16 protein-coding genes are annotated in these 18263 nt (G+C 42.0%); 6 read left to right on the top strand and 10 right to left on the bottom strand.

What is annotated here, in order from left to right:
* Positions 1–350 precede the first annotated feature (350 nt).
* A complete protein-coding gene (locus ACLV7H_RS01355) occupies positions 351–1736 on the bottom strand; it encodes a Cof-type HAD-IIB family hydrolase (RefSeq protein WP_411866158.1) in 1386 nt (461 codons plus the stop codon).
* Positions 1737–1801: 65 nt separating this feature from the next.
* On the opposite strand from ACLV7H_RS01355, the gene ACLV7H_RS01350 reads away from it, so the two are divergent.
* On the top strand, positions 1802–2764 hold the full coding sequence (locus ACLV7H_RS01350; protein ID WP_045593645.1) for an asparaginase: 963 nt from the start codon (positions 1802–1804) through the stop codon (positions 2762–2764).
* A gap of 52 nt (positions 2765–2816) precedes the next feature.
* Here the strand turns inward: ACLV7H_RS01350 and ccpA are convergent, their stop codons facing one another.
* On the bottom strand, positions 2817–3827 hold the full coding sequence (gene ccpA / locus ACLV7H_RS01345; RefSeq protein ID WP_001090635.1) for a catabolite control protein A: 1011 nt from the start codon (positions 3825–3827) through the stop codon (positions 2817–2819).
* A 204-nt stretch (positions 3828–4031) separates the two neighbouring features.
* Here ccpA and ACLV7H_RS01340 point away from each other — a divergent pair, with 204 nt between their 5' ends.
* The gene (locus tag ACLV7H_RS01340; RefSeq protein WP_045593654.1) at positions 4032–4349 is read left to right on the top strand and encodes a DUF960 domain-containing protein; all 318 of its coding nucleotides are present in this window, start codon (positions 4032–4034) and stop codon (positions 4347–4349) included.
* A 50-nt stretch (positions 4350–4399) separates the two neighbouring features.
* On the opposite strand, the gene ACLV7H_RS01335 is transcribed toward ACLV7H_RS01340, so the two are convergent.
* The 7 genes from ACLV7H_RS01335 to ACLV7H_RS01305 all read right to left on the bottom strand — a co-directional run bounded on the left by ACLV7H_RS01335 (position 4400) and on the right by ACLV7H_RS01305 (position 11745).
* Entirely contained in the window at positions 4400–5683 is a 1284-nt protein-coding gene (locus ACLV7H_RS01335; protein WP_411866157.1) for a DUF308 domain-containing protein, read from the bottom strand.
* Positions 5676–6497 carry a 2-amino-4-hydroxy-6-hydroxymethyldihydropteridine diphosphokinase gene (folK, locus tag ACLV7H_RS01330; protein ID WP_411866156.1) on the bottom strand — a complete coding sequence of 274 codons (822 nt, stop codon included), beginning with the start codon at positions 6495–6497 and terminating at the stop codon, positions 5676–5678. The genes ACLV7H_RS01335 and folK overlap by 8 nt, the downstream gene beginning before the upstream one ends.
* A gap of 158 nt (positions 6498–6655) precedes the next feature.
* On the bottom strand, positions 6656–7210 hold the full coding sequence (gene folE, locus ACLV7H_RS01325; protein ID WP_000380931.1) for a GTP cyclohydrolase I FolE: 555 nt from the start codon (positions 7208–7210) through the stop codon (positions 6656–6658).
* Positions 7191–8513 (bottom strand): bifunctional folylpolyglutamate synthase/dihydrofolate synthase, encoded by a 1323-nt coding sequence (locus ACLV7H_RS01320; RefSeq protein ID WP_411866155.1) that lies wholly within the window; start codon positions 8511–8513, stop codon positions 7191–7193. The genes folE and ACLV7H_RS01320 overlap by 20 nt, the downstream gene beginning before the upstream one ends.
* A gap of 1 nt (position 8514) precedes the next feature.
* The gene (folP, locus tag ACLV7H_RS01315; protein ID WP_411866154.1) at positions 8515–9489 is read right to left on the bottom strand and encodes a dihydropteroate synthase; all 975 of its coding nucleotides are present in this window, start codon (positions 9487–9489) and stop codon (positions 8515–8517) included.
* A 75-nt stretch (positions 9490–9564) separates the two neighbouring features.
* Positions 9565–10272, bottom strand: coding sequence for a lysostaphin resistance A-like protein (locus tag ACLV7H_RS01310; protein ID WP_411866153.1), 708 nt, complete (start codon positions 10270–10272; stop codon positions 9565–9567).
* A 54-nt stretch (positions 10273–10326) separates the two neighbouring features.
* A complete protein-coding gene (locus ACLV7H_RS01305) occupies positions 10327–11745 on the bottom strand; it encodes an NCS2 family permease (protein WP_411866152.1) in 1419 nt (472 codons plus the stop codon).
* A gap of 186 nt (positions 11746–11931) precedes the next feature.
* Here ACLV7H_RS01305 and ACLV7H_RS01300 point away from each other — a divergent pair, with 186 nt between their 5' ends.
* The 4 genes from ACLV7H_RS01300 to ACLV7H_RS01285 all read left to right on the top strand — a co-directional run bounded on the left by ACLV7H_RS01300 (position 11932) and on the right by ACLV7H_RS01285 (position 15827).
* A complete protein-coding gene (locus ACLV7H_RS01300; protein ID WP_411866151.1) occupies positions 11932–12744 on the top strand; it encodes a Cof-type HAD-IIB family hydrolase in 813 nt (270 codons plus the stop codon).
* 279 nt (positions 12745–13023) lie between these two features.
* Positions 13024–14013: a PTS sugar transporter subunit IIB gene (locus tag ACLV7H_RS01295; protein WP_411866150.1), complete on the top strand. Its 990-nt coding sequence runs from the start codon at positions 13024–13026 to the stop codon at positions 14011–14013.
* 75 nt (positions 14014–14088) lie between these two features.
* A complete protein-coding gene (locus ACLV7H_RS01290) occupies positions 14089–14901 on the top strand; it encodes a PTS mannose/fructose/sorbose transporter subunit IIC (protein WP_033629277.1) in 813 nt (270 codons plus the stop codon).
* 14 nt (positions 14902–14915) lie between these two features.
* Positions 14916–15827 (top strand): PTS system mannose/fructose/sorbose family transporter subunit IID, encoded by a 912-nt coding sequence (locus ACLV7H_RS01285; RefSeq protein ID WP_411866149.1) that lies wholly within the window; start codon positions 14916–14918, stop codon positions 15825–15827.
* Between the two features lie 57 nt (positions 15828–15884).
* On the opposite strand, the gene ACLV7H_RS01280 is transcribed toward ACLV7H_RS01285, so the two are convergent.
* A complete protein-coding gene (locus ACLV7H_RS01280; protein ID WP_411866148.1) occupies positions 15885–18113 on the bottom strand; it encodes an HAD-IC family P-type ATPase in 2229 nt (742 codons plus the stop codon).
* Between the last annotated feature and the right edge of the window lie 150 nt (positions 18114–18263).

Below are 18263 nucleotides of genomic sequence, written 5' to 3'. Positions count from 1 at the left end.
TGTCTTTAAAAAGAGCATATTATAGTAGCATGAGGATTTTATATTTATTCGCTTTCTGAATTTATTCTAACACATCAACTTTTAAATATCAAATAATTTGACTCGTCTTTTTTTGATATTCTTTTTAAATAAAAGCTAGATAAATTGGGGGGAAAATGCCACTCTGCATTATTTTTTGTAAACTAAAATATTTTTATTTTCTTTTTCAAAAAAAATTTTAAACGTTTTATCATTCAAAATAAGTATAAATATGCTAACAATAATTAGTGATATTTATGTAATTGTTCGGTTTTTAGCCTCGAAAAAATCCCCGAATTTTTCATCCAGGGAAAAGAATTTTCTCTTATTTTTTATTTTTTTCTTTCTTTATGTCGCTCATAAGCTTTAAACTGACGTTGTAATTCCTGTCGGATGGCAGGTTCTGGAGCATATTTTTCTTCCCAGTCATCTGGTTTTAAAATCTTGTGTGTAACTGGGTCAAAATGAGCTTTTCCATCAGGGAAAACCTTCCCCATATTCGCTTCATGGACAATATCGAAAATACGTTCTGGATCCACTCCCATCAAAACAAAACTACCGTATGTGAAATACAGTGTGTCGATCAAAGCATCCACTTGACCGACCAGATTTTGCTTAGCAGGCGCTTTTTTCACCACTTTCTCTGCTGCCTTATCAAGTGCCTCATGCATGCTTGCAAGGGAGTTTTGAAATTCTTCCTCCGAAGAACTTGCCGCGCGAACAAACTCCACTAATTCTTCAATTTTAAAGTCTGCGCGGTGGGTTGCACCTTCAGCATCCCATGCCTGTGGCTCTTCTTGAGTTCGTTCATCCATCATGTGGTGGAAGGTTTTAACCTTATTAAAGTGGTAGTCTCGACTGACAAACACTTTTTCTGAAGCCAAAACACCAAAGTGCTCGAGCGCCTTGTGGATACCATCTTGTTGATTACTTGCCGTGATATGCTTGGCAACTTCTTTGACTCTGCTACTGCCATTTCCCATAGCGACCGACATACCAACACCGGCCAACATTTCCAAGTCGTTGTCGGAATCACCAAAGGCCATGACTTGATTGAGATCAAAACCATATTCTTTCCCGACTCGGCAAATGCCTTCTAGTTTGGAATTTCCTTGGTTAATGATATCTGCTGCAAAAGGATTGCTTCGAGTTAATTTCAAGTCGTCAAAATCACTTGCAGCTTTCTCAGATTCTTCTGGCGTCATCAGCATCAAAACTTGATAAATGGGTTGATTAATCAAGTTAAGCAGGTCGTCTTCCTTTTGAGGAACTGCCTTGCTGACCATTCGATTAAAGGAACGGCTAACGGTTCTTGTCATCACAGTCGGGATAAATCGACTAACCAGTTGGGAAAAGGAGCCGAGACCAAATGACATAATTTTCGAACCAACAACGGCATGCTCTGTTCCAAGAGCGATTTCTTTACGCTCCTTTTTAGCATAAGCAATCAGTTGACGCAGGCTTGACTTAGCGATTGGGCTTGCAAAGAGTACCTTTTCTTTATTAAAAATGTATTGGCCATTGTAGGTCACCGCAAAATCCAAGTCCAAGTCTTCCATCAATTCCTTGACAAAAAACGGCCCTCGCCCTGTCGCTACTCCAACAAGTACCCCTTGCTCTTTGACAATCTTAATCGCGTCCTTAGTGGATTTCAAAACACTCTTGCGATCGTTGACTAGCGTTCCATCGATATCAAAAAAAACAGCCTTGACTTCCATCCTATCCCATTCTCCCCTTTTGTGTTACAATGATTATACCACATTTCAGAAAGAGTGACTAAATCATGCCTAAGAAAATCCTTGTTTTACATACAGGTGGGACTATTTCCATGCAAGCAGACGCCACTGGAGCAGTTGTAACTAGTCAGGACAATCCCATGAACCATGTTTCCAATCCACTTGAAGGGATTGAGGTTCATGCCCTAGACTTTTTTAATCTGCCAAGTCCCCATATCAAACCCAAGCATATGCTTGCACTCTATCATAAAATCAAAGAGGAAGCTAATAACTACGATGGAGTTGTCATCACACATGGTACAGATACCTTAGAAGAAACAGCTTACTTCCTTGATACCATGAAAATCCCACCCATCCCCATCGTTCTAACAGGGGCCATGCGTAGTTCCAATGAACTCGGTAGTGACGGTGTTTACAACTATCTGAGCGCTTTACGAGTCGCCAGCGATGACAAGTCAGCTGATAAGGGGGTTCTGGTCGTCATGAACGATGAAATCCACGCGGCCAAGTACGTAACCAAAACCCATACGACAAACGTCGGGACCTTTCAAACCCCAACACATGGACCACTTGGCCTCATCATGAAGCAAGAAATCCTCTACTTCAAAACGGCTGAACCTCGTGTCCGTTTTAATCTCGAACAAATTCAGGGTCTGGTTCCCATCATCTCAGCCTATGCCGGTATGACAGACGAGCTGATCGATATGTTAGACTTGGAACAGCTGGATGGCCTAGTCATTCAGGCCTTCGGAGCAGGTAATATCCCCAAAGAAACAGCTCAAAAGTTGGAAAATCTCCTCCAAAAAGGAATCCCAGTCGCCTTGGTCTCACGTTGTTTTAATGGCATTGCTGAACCTGTTTATGCCTACCAAGGTGGGGGGGTTCAGTTGCAAGAGTCTGGCGTTCTCTTTGTCAAAGAACTCAACGCTCAAAAAGCTCGCCTCAAATTATTAATTGCCCTTAATGCTGGATTAAAAGAACAAGCCTTAAAAGACTATATGGAAGGCTAATCCTCTTCTCTAGAATACAAAATCAGGAAATCTCACGATTTCCTGATTTTTTCTATTTACGTTTTCGTGTAGAGCGGCGTTCTGTCAAACCATGAGGTAAGAGAACTTCACGTTCTTCCAGCTCTTCCTTATGCATAATCTTAGTCAACATACGCATGCTGATAGCGCCTAGGTCATAAAGAGGTTGGGCAATAGTAGTCAAGTTTGGACGAGTGAATCGTGCAATCTGAGAGTCATCTGTCGTGATGATTTCAAACTCTTCTGGCACAGATACACCATGGTCAGCCAAACCATTCAACACACCCGCAGCCAATTCATCACCTGTTACAACTGCGGCTGTAGCTTGTGATGAAATCAAGCGTTCTGCCAAGGCATAGCCATCGTCATAGCTGTATTTTGATTCAAAGACCAAGCCCTCGCTATAAGAATGTCCAGCTTTTTTCAAGGCTTCCTTATAACCAATCAAACGAACCTTGCCATTGATATCATCGACGAGTGGTCCACTCACAAAAGCAATTTTCTCATTTTCTTTGAGAAGGTAGCTCACGGCATCAATCGTTGCTTGTTTGTAGTCGATATTCACACTTGGAAGTTGGTGTTCTACATCCACAGTACCAGCAAGAACAACCGGTGTCCGTGAACGAGAAAACTCTGAACGAATCTTTTCAGTCAAGTGATAGCCCATAAAGATAATCCCATCGACTTGTTTTGAAAAGAGAGTGTTAACCACTGAAACTTCCTTTTCATCATCCTCATCACTATTTGCAAGGACAATGTTATACTTGTACATTTCAGCAATGTCGTCAATCCCCTTAGCAAGTGTTGAGAAATAACCATTGGTAATGTTCGGAATCACAACTCCGACTGTCGTTGTTTTCTTACTAGCCAAACCACGTGCTACCGCATTTGGACGATAGTCCAAACGATCAATCACTTCTAGGACTTTTTTTCGAGTGTTCTCTTTAACATTCTTGTTGCCATTAACGACACGGCTAACTGTTGCCATCGAAACTCCTGCTTCACGGGCGACGTCATAAATCGTTACTGTATCATCTGTGTTCATTCCGTTTCCTTTCTATAATGAAAATTTCGCTTTCACGCATCTACTTACTCCATTTTATCACTTATTGTAAACACTTTCAAGTATTTTTTAGAGAAACTTTGAAAAAATTTCACAGTTTATTCCCATTTTGAAAAAGCAATTACGATTTCTTGATTTTTAAGACATTTTGCTGTATGATAAGGAAAATAAAAGGGGGATGAAAACATGGCTTTTACAAATACACAGAGACGTTCCGCTAGTTTTGGTGTCGTGACCAGCCTGCCTGACGATGTCATTGACTCTTTATGGTATATTATTGATCATTTCCTGAAAAATGTCTTTGAATTAGAAGAAGAGCTTGAGTTTCAACTGCTCAACAATAAGGGGACCATTACCTTCCATTTCTCTAGTCAAAACCTTCCGACTAGCATCGATTTTGATTTCAATCATCCTTTCGATCCCCTTTACCCTCCTAGGGTACTTGTTTTAGACACGGACGGTAAAGAAACCATCCTCCTTCCTGAAGAAAATGACCTATTTTAAAAACTCTAGCTTCTTGGCGTAAACCACTGAGAAACTAGAGTTTTCTTTTTCTAATAAATGGAGCGACTGACAACTAGACCGTTTGGTTTTGTATACTCTAAATCAAGGTAATCCTGATAAGTCCCTGGCAAAATGAAACCTTGGGGACTCAGTATATCAGTCCCAGCTTTTCCCACGATAGAGTCTGCCAGCAAAACACAATTGGTACTGAGAACAAAGTAGGTCTTAAACTCGGATGAACTGAATTTATAGAGGGTCGCATCTGCTTCCTCTTTCAGTTGGTAGGAGTAGGTATGCTTGACCTCACCCTCTCTTCTTTTCATCAACTGCGAGCTTGGTTCCCAAGGAATTAACAGGTCTTCTATCTCTGCTAAACGAGCTTGGATAGCTGCTTTCTGTTGGTCTGTTAAACTCAGACCGTAAGCAAACAAGGTCTTCTGACTTTCCCTCTTGCAGAGTTCGATGTATTTTTCCCGATTGGCCTTAAACAAAACACCGTCTCCAACCATGCCGAATAAACGCTCTGAGTGAGGGTCATACGAGCCATAGGAAATAACCTTCCCTTGATAACAAATATCCACATGTCCCATAGCGAGGAAGAAAGATGTTTCTGAGGTATGGATAAAAATTTCTAGATCAACTACCTGATCGTTTTTTATTTCTGAATGAACTTCCCCTTCTTGACTTTCATGATTTGACAGCCACTCATTCAATTTGCGCAAGGTGCTGATAGGGATCAAAGCCGTCACAAAGATCGGCAAAGTCATTCGCATTCGCCGTTTTAGCTTGGGATTGTTTTCTATCTTTTCAAAAAAGAAACCATCCCGAAGGCTACTAGCCCCTAGCATGAGCAAGTAAAATCCAAGCAAGAGAAATTCAAAATTCGCTGCATCGTGAAAAGGAGAGATGCTATAAAGCCCGAATCCTATCATCCATACAGCATCGAAGAGATGATGAATCCGAGGATGAATAGCATTTTTTCGATAGAGAAACCAGGTCACAAGACTAATGATGCCCGTAAACAGCTGGTAGCTCGCAATTATAAAAACCAGGAGATAGAGGGCAAGGTCTTGCAAGATGATAGAGTCAAACACCAGAGCCGCAACCACCAGCTTGGCCAAGGTTACAAAGATATTTTCCCGACATTTTTTATCCTGAAACCAGCGAGTCAACAAGTGCCAAACTGCTGACAAGAAAAAGTAGCCCATCAGCAACTGGTACCCCATTCGCGGAATAACTTGTCCAAAACGAATCAAGAGAAGCCCTAAAACAATCGCAAGTAGTCCCTCCCCGATACTCTTCCACTTGCTATAGGTCTCGGAAAGCTTAGGCATTTCCTTGCTCCAACTGGTCAACCAAGTATCGAATTGGTTGTTTTAAGATTGGATGGATAAAATGGGGAGCTATTTCCACTAACGGTTCAAGGACAAAGAGGCGTTCTGCTATATAAGGATGAGGTAAGATGAGGTCGTCTGTATAGATGACTTGGTCTTCTACAAAAAGCAGGTCCAAATCAATCAAACGTGGCCCCCAATGCACCTCTCGAACCCGTCCCATTTCTGACTCAATGGCTAACAAGGTCTCTAATAAGACTGGTGCTGGTAGCCAGGTTTCTACTTCAATCACCTGATTGGCAAAACTATCTTGCTCCACACCCCCCCAAGGATCCGTCGTCAGGACACTGGACTCTTTGAGAATATGGATACCTCGAGTCCGCAGTTTGTCGATCGCTTGTTCCAAGTTTGCTTGCTTGTCTCCCATATTACTTCCTAGAGCGATAAAGGCCCGCTGCTTACGACGGTGAATGGTCACCGAGCAGGTATCTAACGGTAAATGCACTGGAGCCCAAGGTTTTTTTAGTTCCAACTCAATCTCTTGGACAAGAGGATAGGTCTCAAAAGTACGTTCAACTAGTTTGTAGGCTACCGTTTCAATCAAGTCCTCAGTGCTTTCCTGAAACCAAGTCGTCCACTGCTGACACAGTTCTCCGTAATGGACAGAGGCTGTTAAATCCAAGTCTGTAGCCGCCTTGGTCATATCATAGGATAAGCTTGCGGAAATAACAAACTTCTGCCCCAATTCCTTCTCACTAGGAAAGAGACCATGATAGGCAAAAATTTCCAAATCTTTAATCTGCAGTTGATCCATAACTAGTCCTTTCTAGAAAAATCCGCTTAAAGCGGATTCTTTTTATACTCAATGAAAATCAAAGTGCAAACTAGGAAGCTAGCCGCAGGCTGCTCAAAACACTGTTTTGAGGTTGCAGATGGAAGCTGACGTGGTTTGAATTTGATTTTCGAAGAGTATTATAGTCCCATTAGACGATAAGCCTGGTCTCGGAGATCCTTATCTGTTTCAAATAGACCACGAGCTACAGTAGTCAAAGTCGCAGTACCTGGCTTTCTGACACCACGCATGCTCATACACATATGTTCGGCCTCAATAACAACAAAGGCTCCTTTAGCACCCAGATAGTCCATCAAGGCATCGGCCACCTCAATATTCAAACGCTCTTGAATTTGTGGTTTTTTAGAATAAACTTCAACCGTACGGGCAAGCTTGGACAAGCCTGCCACACGGCCATCTGGAATGTAGGCAATGTGGGCTCTCCCATAAAATGGCAAAAAGTGGTGCTCACACATAGTATGGAAAAAGATATCCTTTTCCACTACCATATTGTCATCAATAATCTCAAAGGATTTTGACAAATGTTCCTCAGCAGTTTGGCCAAGACCTGAAAAAATCTCTTGGTACATACGGGCTACACGAGCAGGTGTTTCCTGCAAGCCCTCGCGGTTAGCGTCCTCACCAACAGCCTCGATAATCATTTTTACAGCCGTTTCAATCTTTTGTGTATCCATTCTCGTTCTTCCTCTCCATCAGATAGGCTCTCACTTGGCTCAAGAAATACAAGGAGCCCGTGACAATCCTAACTGTTTTTTTCTCTTCTTTTTTATCTGTCAATTTCTGCTCTAGAAAATCCTGCCAACTTTGGTAATTGAGGTTTCTAGACTTGGCTGTCTCTTTCAGCACGCTTTCATCAGTCGCTCGACTATCGTCAAAATGGGTTACAGTCAATTGACTATCTGGCACCGTTTCTAGCAAGTCCAACATATCGTCCAAAGCCTTGGTTTTGATGCAGGTAAAGAGGATTTCCTTATGATAATCCGCAAAGCGTTCTTGCAAGGTTACTAATAAAACCTTGATAGCATGAGGATTGTGGGCCCCATCCAAAATCATCAAGGGGTCGCTAGACACGACCTCCAAACGCCCTGGCCATCTAGTTTCTTTCAAAGCTTGAGCAACCAAGTCATTACTTGCTAATTCTCGCCCAGTCTCCTGGCAATAAGTGTCTAGGAGAGCAAGCGCCATCCCCGCATTTTCTATCTGGTGCAAACCAAGCAGACCTGTTTGAAAGCGACCTTGTCTGACAGAACTGGTATAATCAAAGATTTCACCCGCTACCACGATTTCTTGATGACTGACTTGATAATCTCTCTCATATCTTATTCTCGGTGCATCTTTCCCTTCCGCAATGCAATCAATAACAGTCAAGGCTTCAGGAACAATATGACCTGTCACCAAGGGAATGCCTTGCTTGATAATACCAGCCTTCTGCTCTGCTATGGCTTCCAAGGTGTCACCAAGTAGGGCTACATGGTCCAGTCCAATGGTTGTAATTCCTGTCAAAATTGGTTGACAGACATTGGTACTATCCAAAAGACCACCCATACCGACTTCCATGATGGCTACATCTACTTGTTCTGAGGCAAAGTAATCATAGGCAAGGGCTGTGATAATCTCAAACTCGGTTGTTCCTTGTAATGCAACGCTCCTCTCCCCCTCAAGCAAAGAGCGATAAACTGCCATGAGGGCCTCCAGCCTCGCTTCGGGGATGGATTCCCCGTTGATGCTAATCTGGTCTGTGTAATGAATGAGATAGGGCGAACTGAACACGCCTACTCTCAGACCTAGCTTTTCCAGCATCTTTTTCAAAAAAGCAATGGTCGAGCCCTTGCCATTGGTTCCTCCAATATGGATGACCTTGAGTTTGAGATGGGGATTGCCTCTAAGTGCCAAGAGTTCCACCATTCTCTCCAAACCAAAATGCGGTTGGTCTGTTCGATAGTGGGCAATCCACTGATTGTTTTCAATTTCGTTCATCTTACTTATATTGTTTTAAATCTAGATTTTCCGCATCTTCTGCCAATCGAATGGCGCACGCAATTTCAACTGCCATCCTGTGACTGGCTACATCGTGCACGCGCACCACTTCGATACCCTGTCTCGCAGCGATAGTCGTTACATGAGCCGAAGCGGTGTCCCTATTGCGGAAACCGACTTCTGTCTCAGGATTGACTTCAAAGCCATTCTCCTCAAGGATATTGATAACAAAGCGCTTGCGCGAAACTCCAAGAAAGATTGGATATCCTTTCAGATGGAGTTTATCCAAGTCCCGTAAAAGAAGGAGATTTTCTTTCTTGGTCAGACCAAAGCCAATTCCTGGATCCAGCAGGATATTTTTTCTTGCTATCCCAGCTTGATTCGCTCTCCCTAGAGCTCGATCAAAGAAAGTCTTCATCAAGTCTTCGATTGGCATTTTTTGAAAGTCAGCTAATTCTTCCTCTGTAAAAGCTTGTCCAAAACCAAAATGAGGAAATATGAGCGAACTAGGATGCTGAGGTCGAGCCATAACTGGATTAAACATGATAACCACTTTCGCTCCAGACTTAGCAATCACATCCGCCATTTTCTCATCTCCCATGAGACCAGTGATATCATTGACCAGATTAGCGCCAGCAGCCAAGGCAGCCTCTGCCACCTGACTTTTCCAAGTATCGATGGAAATGAGGACATCACTTTCCTCACGAATAGCTTTAATCACTGGAACAACACGCTGGATTTCCTCTTCTATCTCAACATAGCTACTTCCCGGACGAGTCGATTCTCCACCGATATCTAGCATGCTAGCTCCTTCTGCTATCAATTTACGGGCCTGCTGGAGCGCCTGCTCAAGAGCAAAAAACTGCCCACCATCCGAAAAGGAATCTGGCGTCACATTGATAATTCCACAAATGGCTGTTTTTTCGCGGTTGACTTTATTGGACATAACGGTTACTCCCTTAAGGTTCTCTACCATATTATCTCTCTATTTTACCATAAAAATAAAAAGATGGATACGCTAGTATTCATCTTTTCCAAGCGGGCCAATGGTTTAGAATGATAGACCTAGATTTCTACTAATCAATACCAATAAGGCCAACAAACAAAATGCAATACCATTGAGAATCATATGAAGCAAAATGGACATCTCCAAACGCTCAGTCTTATAGGCTGTCCAAGTCAAAACCGTTGACATCCCTCCATAAATAATCACAGAAGGTAGATTGGTTGGCATATGGAGCAAGGCAAAGACAATTGCACCAACAACAAAGCCAAGTTTTTCTTTTCCGCGGAAGATCTTTTTTGGAATAATCCCACGACACAAAATTTCTTCACAAATTGGTGCAATCAAAACTAGCAGGAAGAAAGTTGAAATCAAGGAGCTATTCTGAACTATACCATTCAGTATTGATTGGTTATTGGTTGTTACCTCATTTGTTAGTCGAAGCAGGAGTGAACCCAAGAGATTTGTCGCAAAAATCACCAGATAACTCAACACCAAGCGAGCCAAGTCTTTTGCCTTAAAAAAGGATAGATTAAAAGTAGCAAGCTGTGTTTTTCGTGCACCAATAATGAATACAATCAAAACGACTATGGATAGGGCACCTACTAAGAGCCCTGACTGTAAAATCGGAAACTGTTTGTCTGCTAAAAACAAAGCAAGTCCTATGGGAAATTGAGATAGAACAAAAGCTACCAAAAGGATGAGCACCCATTTCCCTCTGTTTAAAACCTCTTGCCAAATAGTCTTATCTTTCATGATGTACCTCCTTATAATTAAAAAGGGGAGACTCCCCTTTTTCTATTATACCATTTATAGCGCCATACTGATATAGTTAAGGATAAACAAGGCATCCAAAATCCAAATCATCACGTGCACATCCTTGGCTTGACCTTTGACAACTTTTGTCAAGGTATATGTCAAGAAACCAACAGCAATCCCTTGTGTGATAGAGTAGCTGAATCCCATAAAGATTGATGTGAAGAAGGCAGGAACCGCTTCAGCCATATCATCCCAAGGAATATTTTTCAAGTTAGAAAGCATCATGATTCCGACGATGATCAAAATTGGTGCTGTTGCAGCTGTCGGAACAATCGCTAGAAGTGGGCTAAAGAAGCTAGATAGAGCAAAACAGATCGCAACCACTAGGGCTGTCAAACCAGTACGTCCACCAGCACCGATACCCGCCGCAGACTCAACATAAGTCGTAACGTTTGAAGTACCTGCAATGGCACCTACCGAAGTTGCCACCAAGTCAGAATATAGAGCCTTGTCCAATTTAACTGACTCATGGTTTTCCCCACTTGTCGCAACGATACCAACTTTTTCACCAGTACCGATAAGAGTACCAATTGTGTCAAAAATATCCGTTAGTGAGAAGGCAAGAATAGCCATCAAGGTTTCTGGTAAACGTGAAGTGTTTGAAATCAAAGATCCTAAACCTTCTGAACCAAGAGCAGCACCAAACAAAGTTCTTAAATCATTAACCGCTGATGAAAGATTGTTGCTAGCAAAGTCAATCCCTGACAAATTCACAACATTAACAGCAATGGCAAGGACAGTCGTTGTTAAAATAGAAAGAATGATTCCACCTTTGATGCCTTTAACAACAAAGAAGATGGTAATAGCCAGACCTGCAAGAGCCACCAATACTGCTGGAGTATTGAAGTCTACCAATCCTGGAACAGCTGCTGAGTTTGCAGTAAGTGCAGCTTGAGCCTTGTCTGCTCCTTCACCTGCTACCGTATAAGTACCTGGATCGATTGAGAATTTCAAGAGACCAGCATTCTTAATCCCAACATAGGCAAGGAAAACACCAATACCAGCGGAAATAGCTGAACGAAGTGTTGTTGGAATAGATTCGATGATCATTTTACGAACATTTGTCAAGGTAATAATCAGTGAAATAATTCCACAAATGAAGACCATACCAAGGGCTTCTTTCCAAGTATAGCCCATCCCAAATACAACTGTAAATGTAAAGAAGGCATTCAATCCCATACCTGGTGCTTGTGCGTAGGGCAAATTAGCATAGAAAGCCATCATCAAAGTACCGACTACAGAACCGATAATCGTTGCCAAGAACACACCTTGAACAGGCATACCCGTTTGGGAAAGCATTTGAGGGTTTACAAAGAGAATATAACTCATTGCAAAGAATGTTGTTAAACCAGCAAGCACCTCTGTACGGACATCTGTCCCGTGCTCTTTTAGTTTAAATAGTTTGTCCATTTTTAATCTCCTTTTGTTTTTTACGAACAATATTAGTATTATATCATTTATCATTCACCTTTTCAATATGTTTGTTTGATTTATTTAATAAATCAAAACAACTGAGTTTTTGTTCTTGTCTGCTTTTCTTCCTTCTTTTTGATATAATAGAAGACATCTTATCTGGAAACGACTAGGAAGGTTTATATGACTAAAAAAATTATCGCAGTCGATTTGGACGGAACCCTGCTGAATAGTGAAAGCAAGCTCTCCGATTTCACCAAAGAGACGATTAAAAAAATTTCAGAAAAAGGACACCATGTCATCATCACGACAGGCCGTCCGTATCGTATGGCAAAAGACTTCTACCGTGAACTAGAATTGCATACTCCCATGATTAACTTTAATGGTTCCCTTACCCATCTACCAGAACAGGCTTGGGCGCATGAAAAGTGCTTGACCTTGGACAAAAAATACCTCCTAGACATGGTCAAGCGCACGAAGGATATCCAAGCCGACTTTATTGCAGGAGAATATCGAAAAAAATTCTATATCACAACTCCGAATGAAGAAATTGCAGATCCTAAACTATTTGGCGTAGAGAACTTCCGGCCGGAAAATCAATTCAAACCCGAACGAGTAACCAAAGATCCCAACTGCATCCTCTTGCAAACAAGGGCTGAAGACAAATACGCTCTAGCGGATGAAATGAATCGTTTTTATCAGCACCAACTTGCTATCAATACCTGGGGTGGTCCCCTCAACATCCTCGAGTGTACTCCCAAGGGTGTAAACAAGGCCTTTGCTCTAGAGTACTTGCTCAATGTGATGAATCGTGATAAAAAAGACTTAATCGCCTTTGGTGATGAGCATAATGACACCGAAATGTTGGCATTTGCAGGCAAGGGATATGCTATGAAAAACGCCAATCCTGCTCTTCTTCCATATGCAGACGAACAACTTCCTCTGACCAACGAAGAAGATGGAGTTGCCCACGCTTTACAAAATTTATTCCTATAAAAGGAAAGATTACCCTCTGCAATCTTTCCTTTTTGTTTTCATTCTTTTTTCATAAAGGCGATTTATTTTCTGTATTTTTATATTAAATTTTCTATTGCCATTTTCATTTATCTCTCAAAGTATTATATATTAACATTTTTAAAAAGTCATTCTATGAAAACTTTTACATCTTTTTAGAAAAAGTAGTTGATTTTTATATGAAAACGGTCTATACTTAAAGTTAGGCTTAAAGTTTTCTTAAACACACAGTCAAACATTTTATAAGGAGGAATGACAATAATGAGTATCGGAATCATTATTGCGAGCCACGGCGAATTTGCTGCGGGTATTCATCAGTCAGGATCTATGATCTTTGGTGAACAAGAAAAGGTTCAAGTTGTAACCTTTATGCCAAATGAAGGTCCAGATGACCTTTACGCTAAATTCAATAACGCTGTGGCTGCATTTGAGGCAGAAGATGAGGTTCTAGTATTGGCTGACCTTTGGAGTGGATCTCCATTCAACCAAGCTAGCCGCGTGATGGGAGAAAATCCAGAACGTAAATTTGCCATCATCACAGGACTAAACTTGCCGATGTTAATCCAAGCCTACACAGAGCGCCTTATGGACGCTAATGCAGGTGTGGATAAAGTCGCTGCGAATATCATTAAAGAAGCCAAAGATGGCATCAAGGCTCTTCCAGAAGAGCTTAACCCAGTTGAGGAAGTTGCAAGTGCTGCAGTTACTCCTGCCGCACAAGCTGCTATTCCAGAAGGAACTGTTATCGGTGACGGTAAACTGAAAATCAACCTTGCTCGTCTAGACACTCGTCTCCTTCACGGTCAGGTTGCCACTGCTTGGACTCCAGATTCAAAAGCAGATCGTATCATCGTTGCTTCAGACAATGTTGCAAACGACGATTTGCGTAAAGAATTGATCAAACAAGCAGCTCCTAACGGAGTAAAAGCCAACGTTGTCCCAATCAAAAAATTGATTGAGGTTGCAAAAGATCCTCGTTTTGGTAACACACATGCTCTTATCTTGTTTGAAACACCTCAAGATGCCCTTCGTGCCATCGAAGGTGGCGTGCCAATCAAGACCCTTAACGTTGGTTCTATGGCCCACTCAACAGGTAAAACAATGATCAATAACGTCTTGTCTATGGACAAAGAAGACGTTGCAACCTTTGAAAAAATGCGTGACCTCGGTGTTGAATTTGACGTACGTAAAGTACCAAACGACACGAAAAAAGATTTGTTTGACTTGATTAACAAAGCAAACGTTCAATAATTTTAATCTGTTTCTATCATTTTTGAAAACAGGATTAAATACTTTATTAAAACTAAATAGAAAAGGAATAAAACCATGTCAGATATTTCAATCATTTCTGCTATCTTGGTTGTAGTTGTTGCCTTCCTTGCAGGTCTTGAAGGTATCCTCGACCAATTCCAATTCCATCAACCAATCGTCGCATGTACCCTTATCGGACTTGCAACTGGTAACCTCGAAGCAGGTGTTATGCTTGGTGGATCACTTCAAATGATCGCCCTTGGTTGGGCAAACATCGGAGCTGCCGTAGCTCCTGACGCTGCTCTTGCATCTGTTGCTGCAGCAATCATCTTGATCAAAGGTGGAAATTTCACTACTGAAGGTATCGCCGTTGCAACAGCAACAGCTATCCCTCTTGCCGTAGCTGGACTTTTCTTGACAATGATTGTTCGTACAATCTCAGTTGGTTTGGTTCACACTGCTGATGCTGCTGCTAAAGACGGAAATATCGCTGCTGTTGAGCGTGCTCACTTTGTTGCACTTCTCCTTCAAGGTCTTCGTATTGCAATCCCTGCTGCCTTCCTTATCGCTATCCCAGCTTCTGCCGTTCAAGATGCTCTTAAATTGATGCCAGACTGGTTGAATGGTGGTATGGCTGTCGGTGGTGCTATGGTCGTTGCCGTTGGTTACGCTATGGTTATCAACATGATGGCAACTCGTGAAGTATGGCCATTCTTCGCTATCGGTTTTGCTCTTGCTGCGATTTCTCAATTGACTTTGATTGCCCTTGGTGTCATCGGTGTTGCCCTTGCCTTCATCTACCTTAACCTTACAAAACAAGGTGGAAACGGTGGCGGCGGCGCTGCGACTTCTAACGACCCAATCGGTGATATCCTAGAAGACTACTAGAAAGGGGAATAATCATGGCTGAAAAAATTCAATTATCAAAATCAGATCGTCAAAAAGTTTGGTGGCGTTCACAATTCCTTCAAGGTTCTTGGAACTATGAACGTATGCAAAACTTGGGTTGGGCTTACTCTTTGATCCCAGCTATCAAAAAATTGTACACTAAAAAAGAAGACCAAGCGGCTGCTCTTGAGCGTCACCTTGAGTTCTTCAACACTCACCCATACGTAGCTGCTCCAATCATGGGGGTTACTCTTGCACTTGAAGAAGAGCGCGCTAACGGTGTTGAAATCGACGATGCGGCTATCCAAGGGGTTAAAATCGGTATGATGGGACCTCTTGCTGGTATCGGTGACCCAGTATTCTGGTTTACAGTTCGTCCTATCCTTGGAGCTCTTGGTGCATCACTTGCTGCATCTGGTAACATTATTGGTCCCCTTCTTTTCTTCTTTGGATGGAATGCTATCCGTATGGCCTTCCTATGGTATACACAAGAGTTCGGTTACAAAGCTGGATCTGAAATCACTAAAGACATGTCTGGTGGCATCTTGAAAGACATCACCAAAGGAGCATCTATCCTTGGTATGTTCATCCTTGCCGTTCTTGTACAACGTTGGGTATCTATCAACTTTACTGTCAACCTTCCAGGTAAACAATTGGCTGAAGGTGCTTACATCAACTTCCCAGAAGGTGCTGTTACTGGTGCTGAATTGAAAGGAATTCTTGCTGATGCACTTGGAGGATTGAGCCTAGATAAGATTCAACCACAAACCCTTCAAGGTCAGTTGAACTCATTGATTCCAGGATTGATGGGACTTCTCCTTACTTTCCTTTGCATGTGGTTGCTTAAGAAAAAAGTATCACCAATCGCAATCATCCTTGCTCTCTTTGCAGTAGGTATTGCAGCTCGTTTCTTCGGTATCATGTAAACCATCGAGAATATAAATAAAAAAGAATCAGGATTAAATCCTGATTCTTTTTGTGTATCAACTTTTTCTTCTAGTCAAATAATGCAAGCCCCCAATCACAACTGCCATGATGGCTGTATAGACGACTTGGGTCGTTTCTAGAGGCACAAAAGTTCTTTGCAGGATAAATGTATTGGCAAGTACGCCAACAAGGGCTGCAAGGCTCAAAAACGTGAGCAAGACCAGTTTGTATCGATGAAAGGGAATGCTGACCTTAGCAACTAGACACAGACCATTGACCAAAGCAAGGAGGAAGCAAATAAATTTGACCTGACCTGGGACAATGACAAAGAAGTTGGTCAAAAGAACACTAGCAACTAGAACGCCTCCGCCAATCGCCGCGTTGGTTAGGATGTCTCTCATAAAGTGAGTGCTAACCTTTTCTTTATTGGACTCAAAAGTCAGGAAGAAGGATGGAATCCCAATCGTAATGGCTGAAATGATTGTAAACTGAATGGGGATAAAGGCAAATTCCAAACCAAAGATCACACTCAAAATGGCAAAAACGATGGAGAAGAAGGTCTTTGTTAGAAAAAGAGAGGCTACCTTTTGGATGTTATTGATGACCCGGCGCCCTTCCATCAAAATATCATAGAATACTGCAAAGTCATCTGTCAAAAAAACAATATTGGACACACTTTTGGCTGCACTGGTAGCACCATTCATAGCAAAACTAATATCTGCTTTCTTGAGAGCCAGAACATCATTAACTCCATCACCACTCATAGCAACTGTTTTCCCAGCCTTTTGCAAAATGGTCACCATCTTTTGCTTCTGTTCAGGTGTCACGCGACCAAAGATATCGTGTTCCAAGACCACTCTTTCAAAGTCCTCATCGCTCACCTTGGTCATATCAATAGCCCGCGCTTCCTCCTTAAAACCTGCTTTACGAGCCACCCCATATACAGCCACATGATTATCACCACTGATAATCTTCACTTCAACACCTTGAGATTCGAAATAGTCAAAGGTTTCCTTGGTATTATCCTTGATTTCATCTGACAGAACGACATGCCCTAATAGTTCCATATCGGCTGGGCTTGTAATCTGGTCCTTGCTATAAACGAGTGTCAAGATTCGAAAACCTTGCTGTTTTAGATGTTCATAGTAAGGATCCATCGGCTGGGTGAGGCCGAGAAACTCATAAGCACCGAAAAAGTAAGTTCCTCCATCTTTAACTTGGACAAAGGAATACTTGTTTTTACTTGAAAAGGCACCGACTTCTTGAACTTCCCACTTTTTCTCACAGGTTAAGTAAGTCTTCAGAGCTCGGGAAGTTGCATTTTCATCTTCGAAATAAGCCAAATAAGAAGACAGTTTCTCTGCTACATTAACATCCATTTCTTGGACCTTCATATTACCAGTTGTGATGGTACCTGTCTTATCAAAACAAAGAACATCTACTCGCGCCAAGGTCTCTACACAGTATAGCTCCTGCACTAGAACCTTCTTTTTAGCCAGCTTCATGGCCGCTACTGCTAGGGAGACACTGACAAGGAGAATCAACCCCTCCGGAATCATGCCGACCAAGGCACCTGAACTTCCCAATACAATTTCAACATAAGACCGTCCTAGACTAAAACCTCTGACATAGAGCAGAATGGCAACTGGCACCAGCAAGATCGAGACGATTTTTAAAATCTTATCCATGTAATCGCGTAGTTGAGAAGGGTATTTTTTGAATTCCTTGCTGGATTTTGCGAGTTTGTTAATATAGCTATCTGGTCCTACAGCTGTCGCCGTGACCAGACAAGTACCGCTGACAACATTGCTTCCGCTCATCAGCTTGTCACCTGCTGTTTTAAAGACCGAATCACTCTCACCAGTCAGCAAGGACTCATCAACTTCAATATTCCCTTCAAGGACTTCTGCATCGACAGGCACCTGATCCCCCAGATTGAGATGCAGGTACTCACCCAGAACGATGTCCTCTGGATCAATCTCAATCGTTTGACCATCTCGGTTGACCCTATATTTACTTCTACCTAGCAAACTTAGCTTTTCCAAAGCATTTTTTGAACGCACTTCTTGGAAAATCCCAATGGCTGTATTGATAGCAATCACACCTAAAAAGAGCATATTTTCAAATCGCAAGGTTGTGGCTACCAGAACTGCCAGAGCCAAGTTCATGGCATTAAAGAAGGTAAAGATATTTGAAACGACGATTTCTTTGGTTGTTTTATAGGGTTTAATGTCGCTGATATTTCGTTGACGATCCTTGATGTCTTGACTGCTTAAATACTTCATTTCTACTCCGATATCCTTTTGTACTACTATAATAACACATATCCTTTCCTCTGTCACTTAAAGACTCAAAATAAGAAGAACTCCCTTGGCAAGCATTATCTATCACTACTTTAAGAAATTACTTGAAAAAAAGAGGCTAGGATTTCCCTA

Origin of the sequence: Streptococcus oralis, from assembly GCF_965111685.1 — a bacterium.
Taxonomy (GTDB): Bacteria; Bacillota; Bacilli; order Lactobacillales; family Streptococcaceae; genus Streptococcus; species Streptococcus oralis_B.
This window is presented reverse-complemented; position numbering and strand designations above follow the sequence as displayed.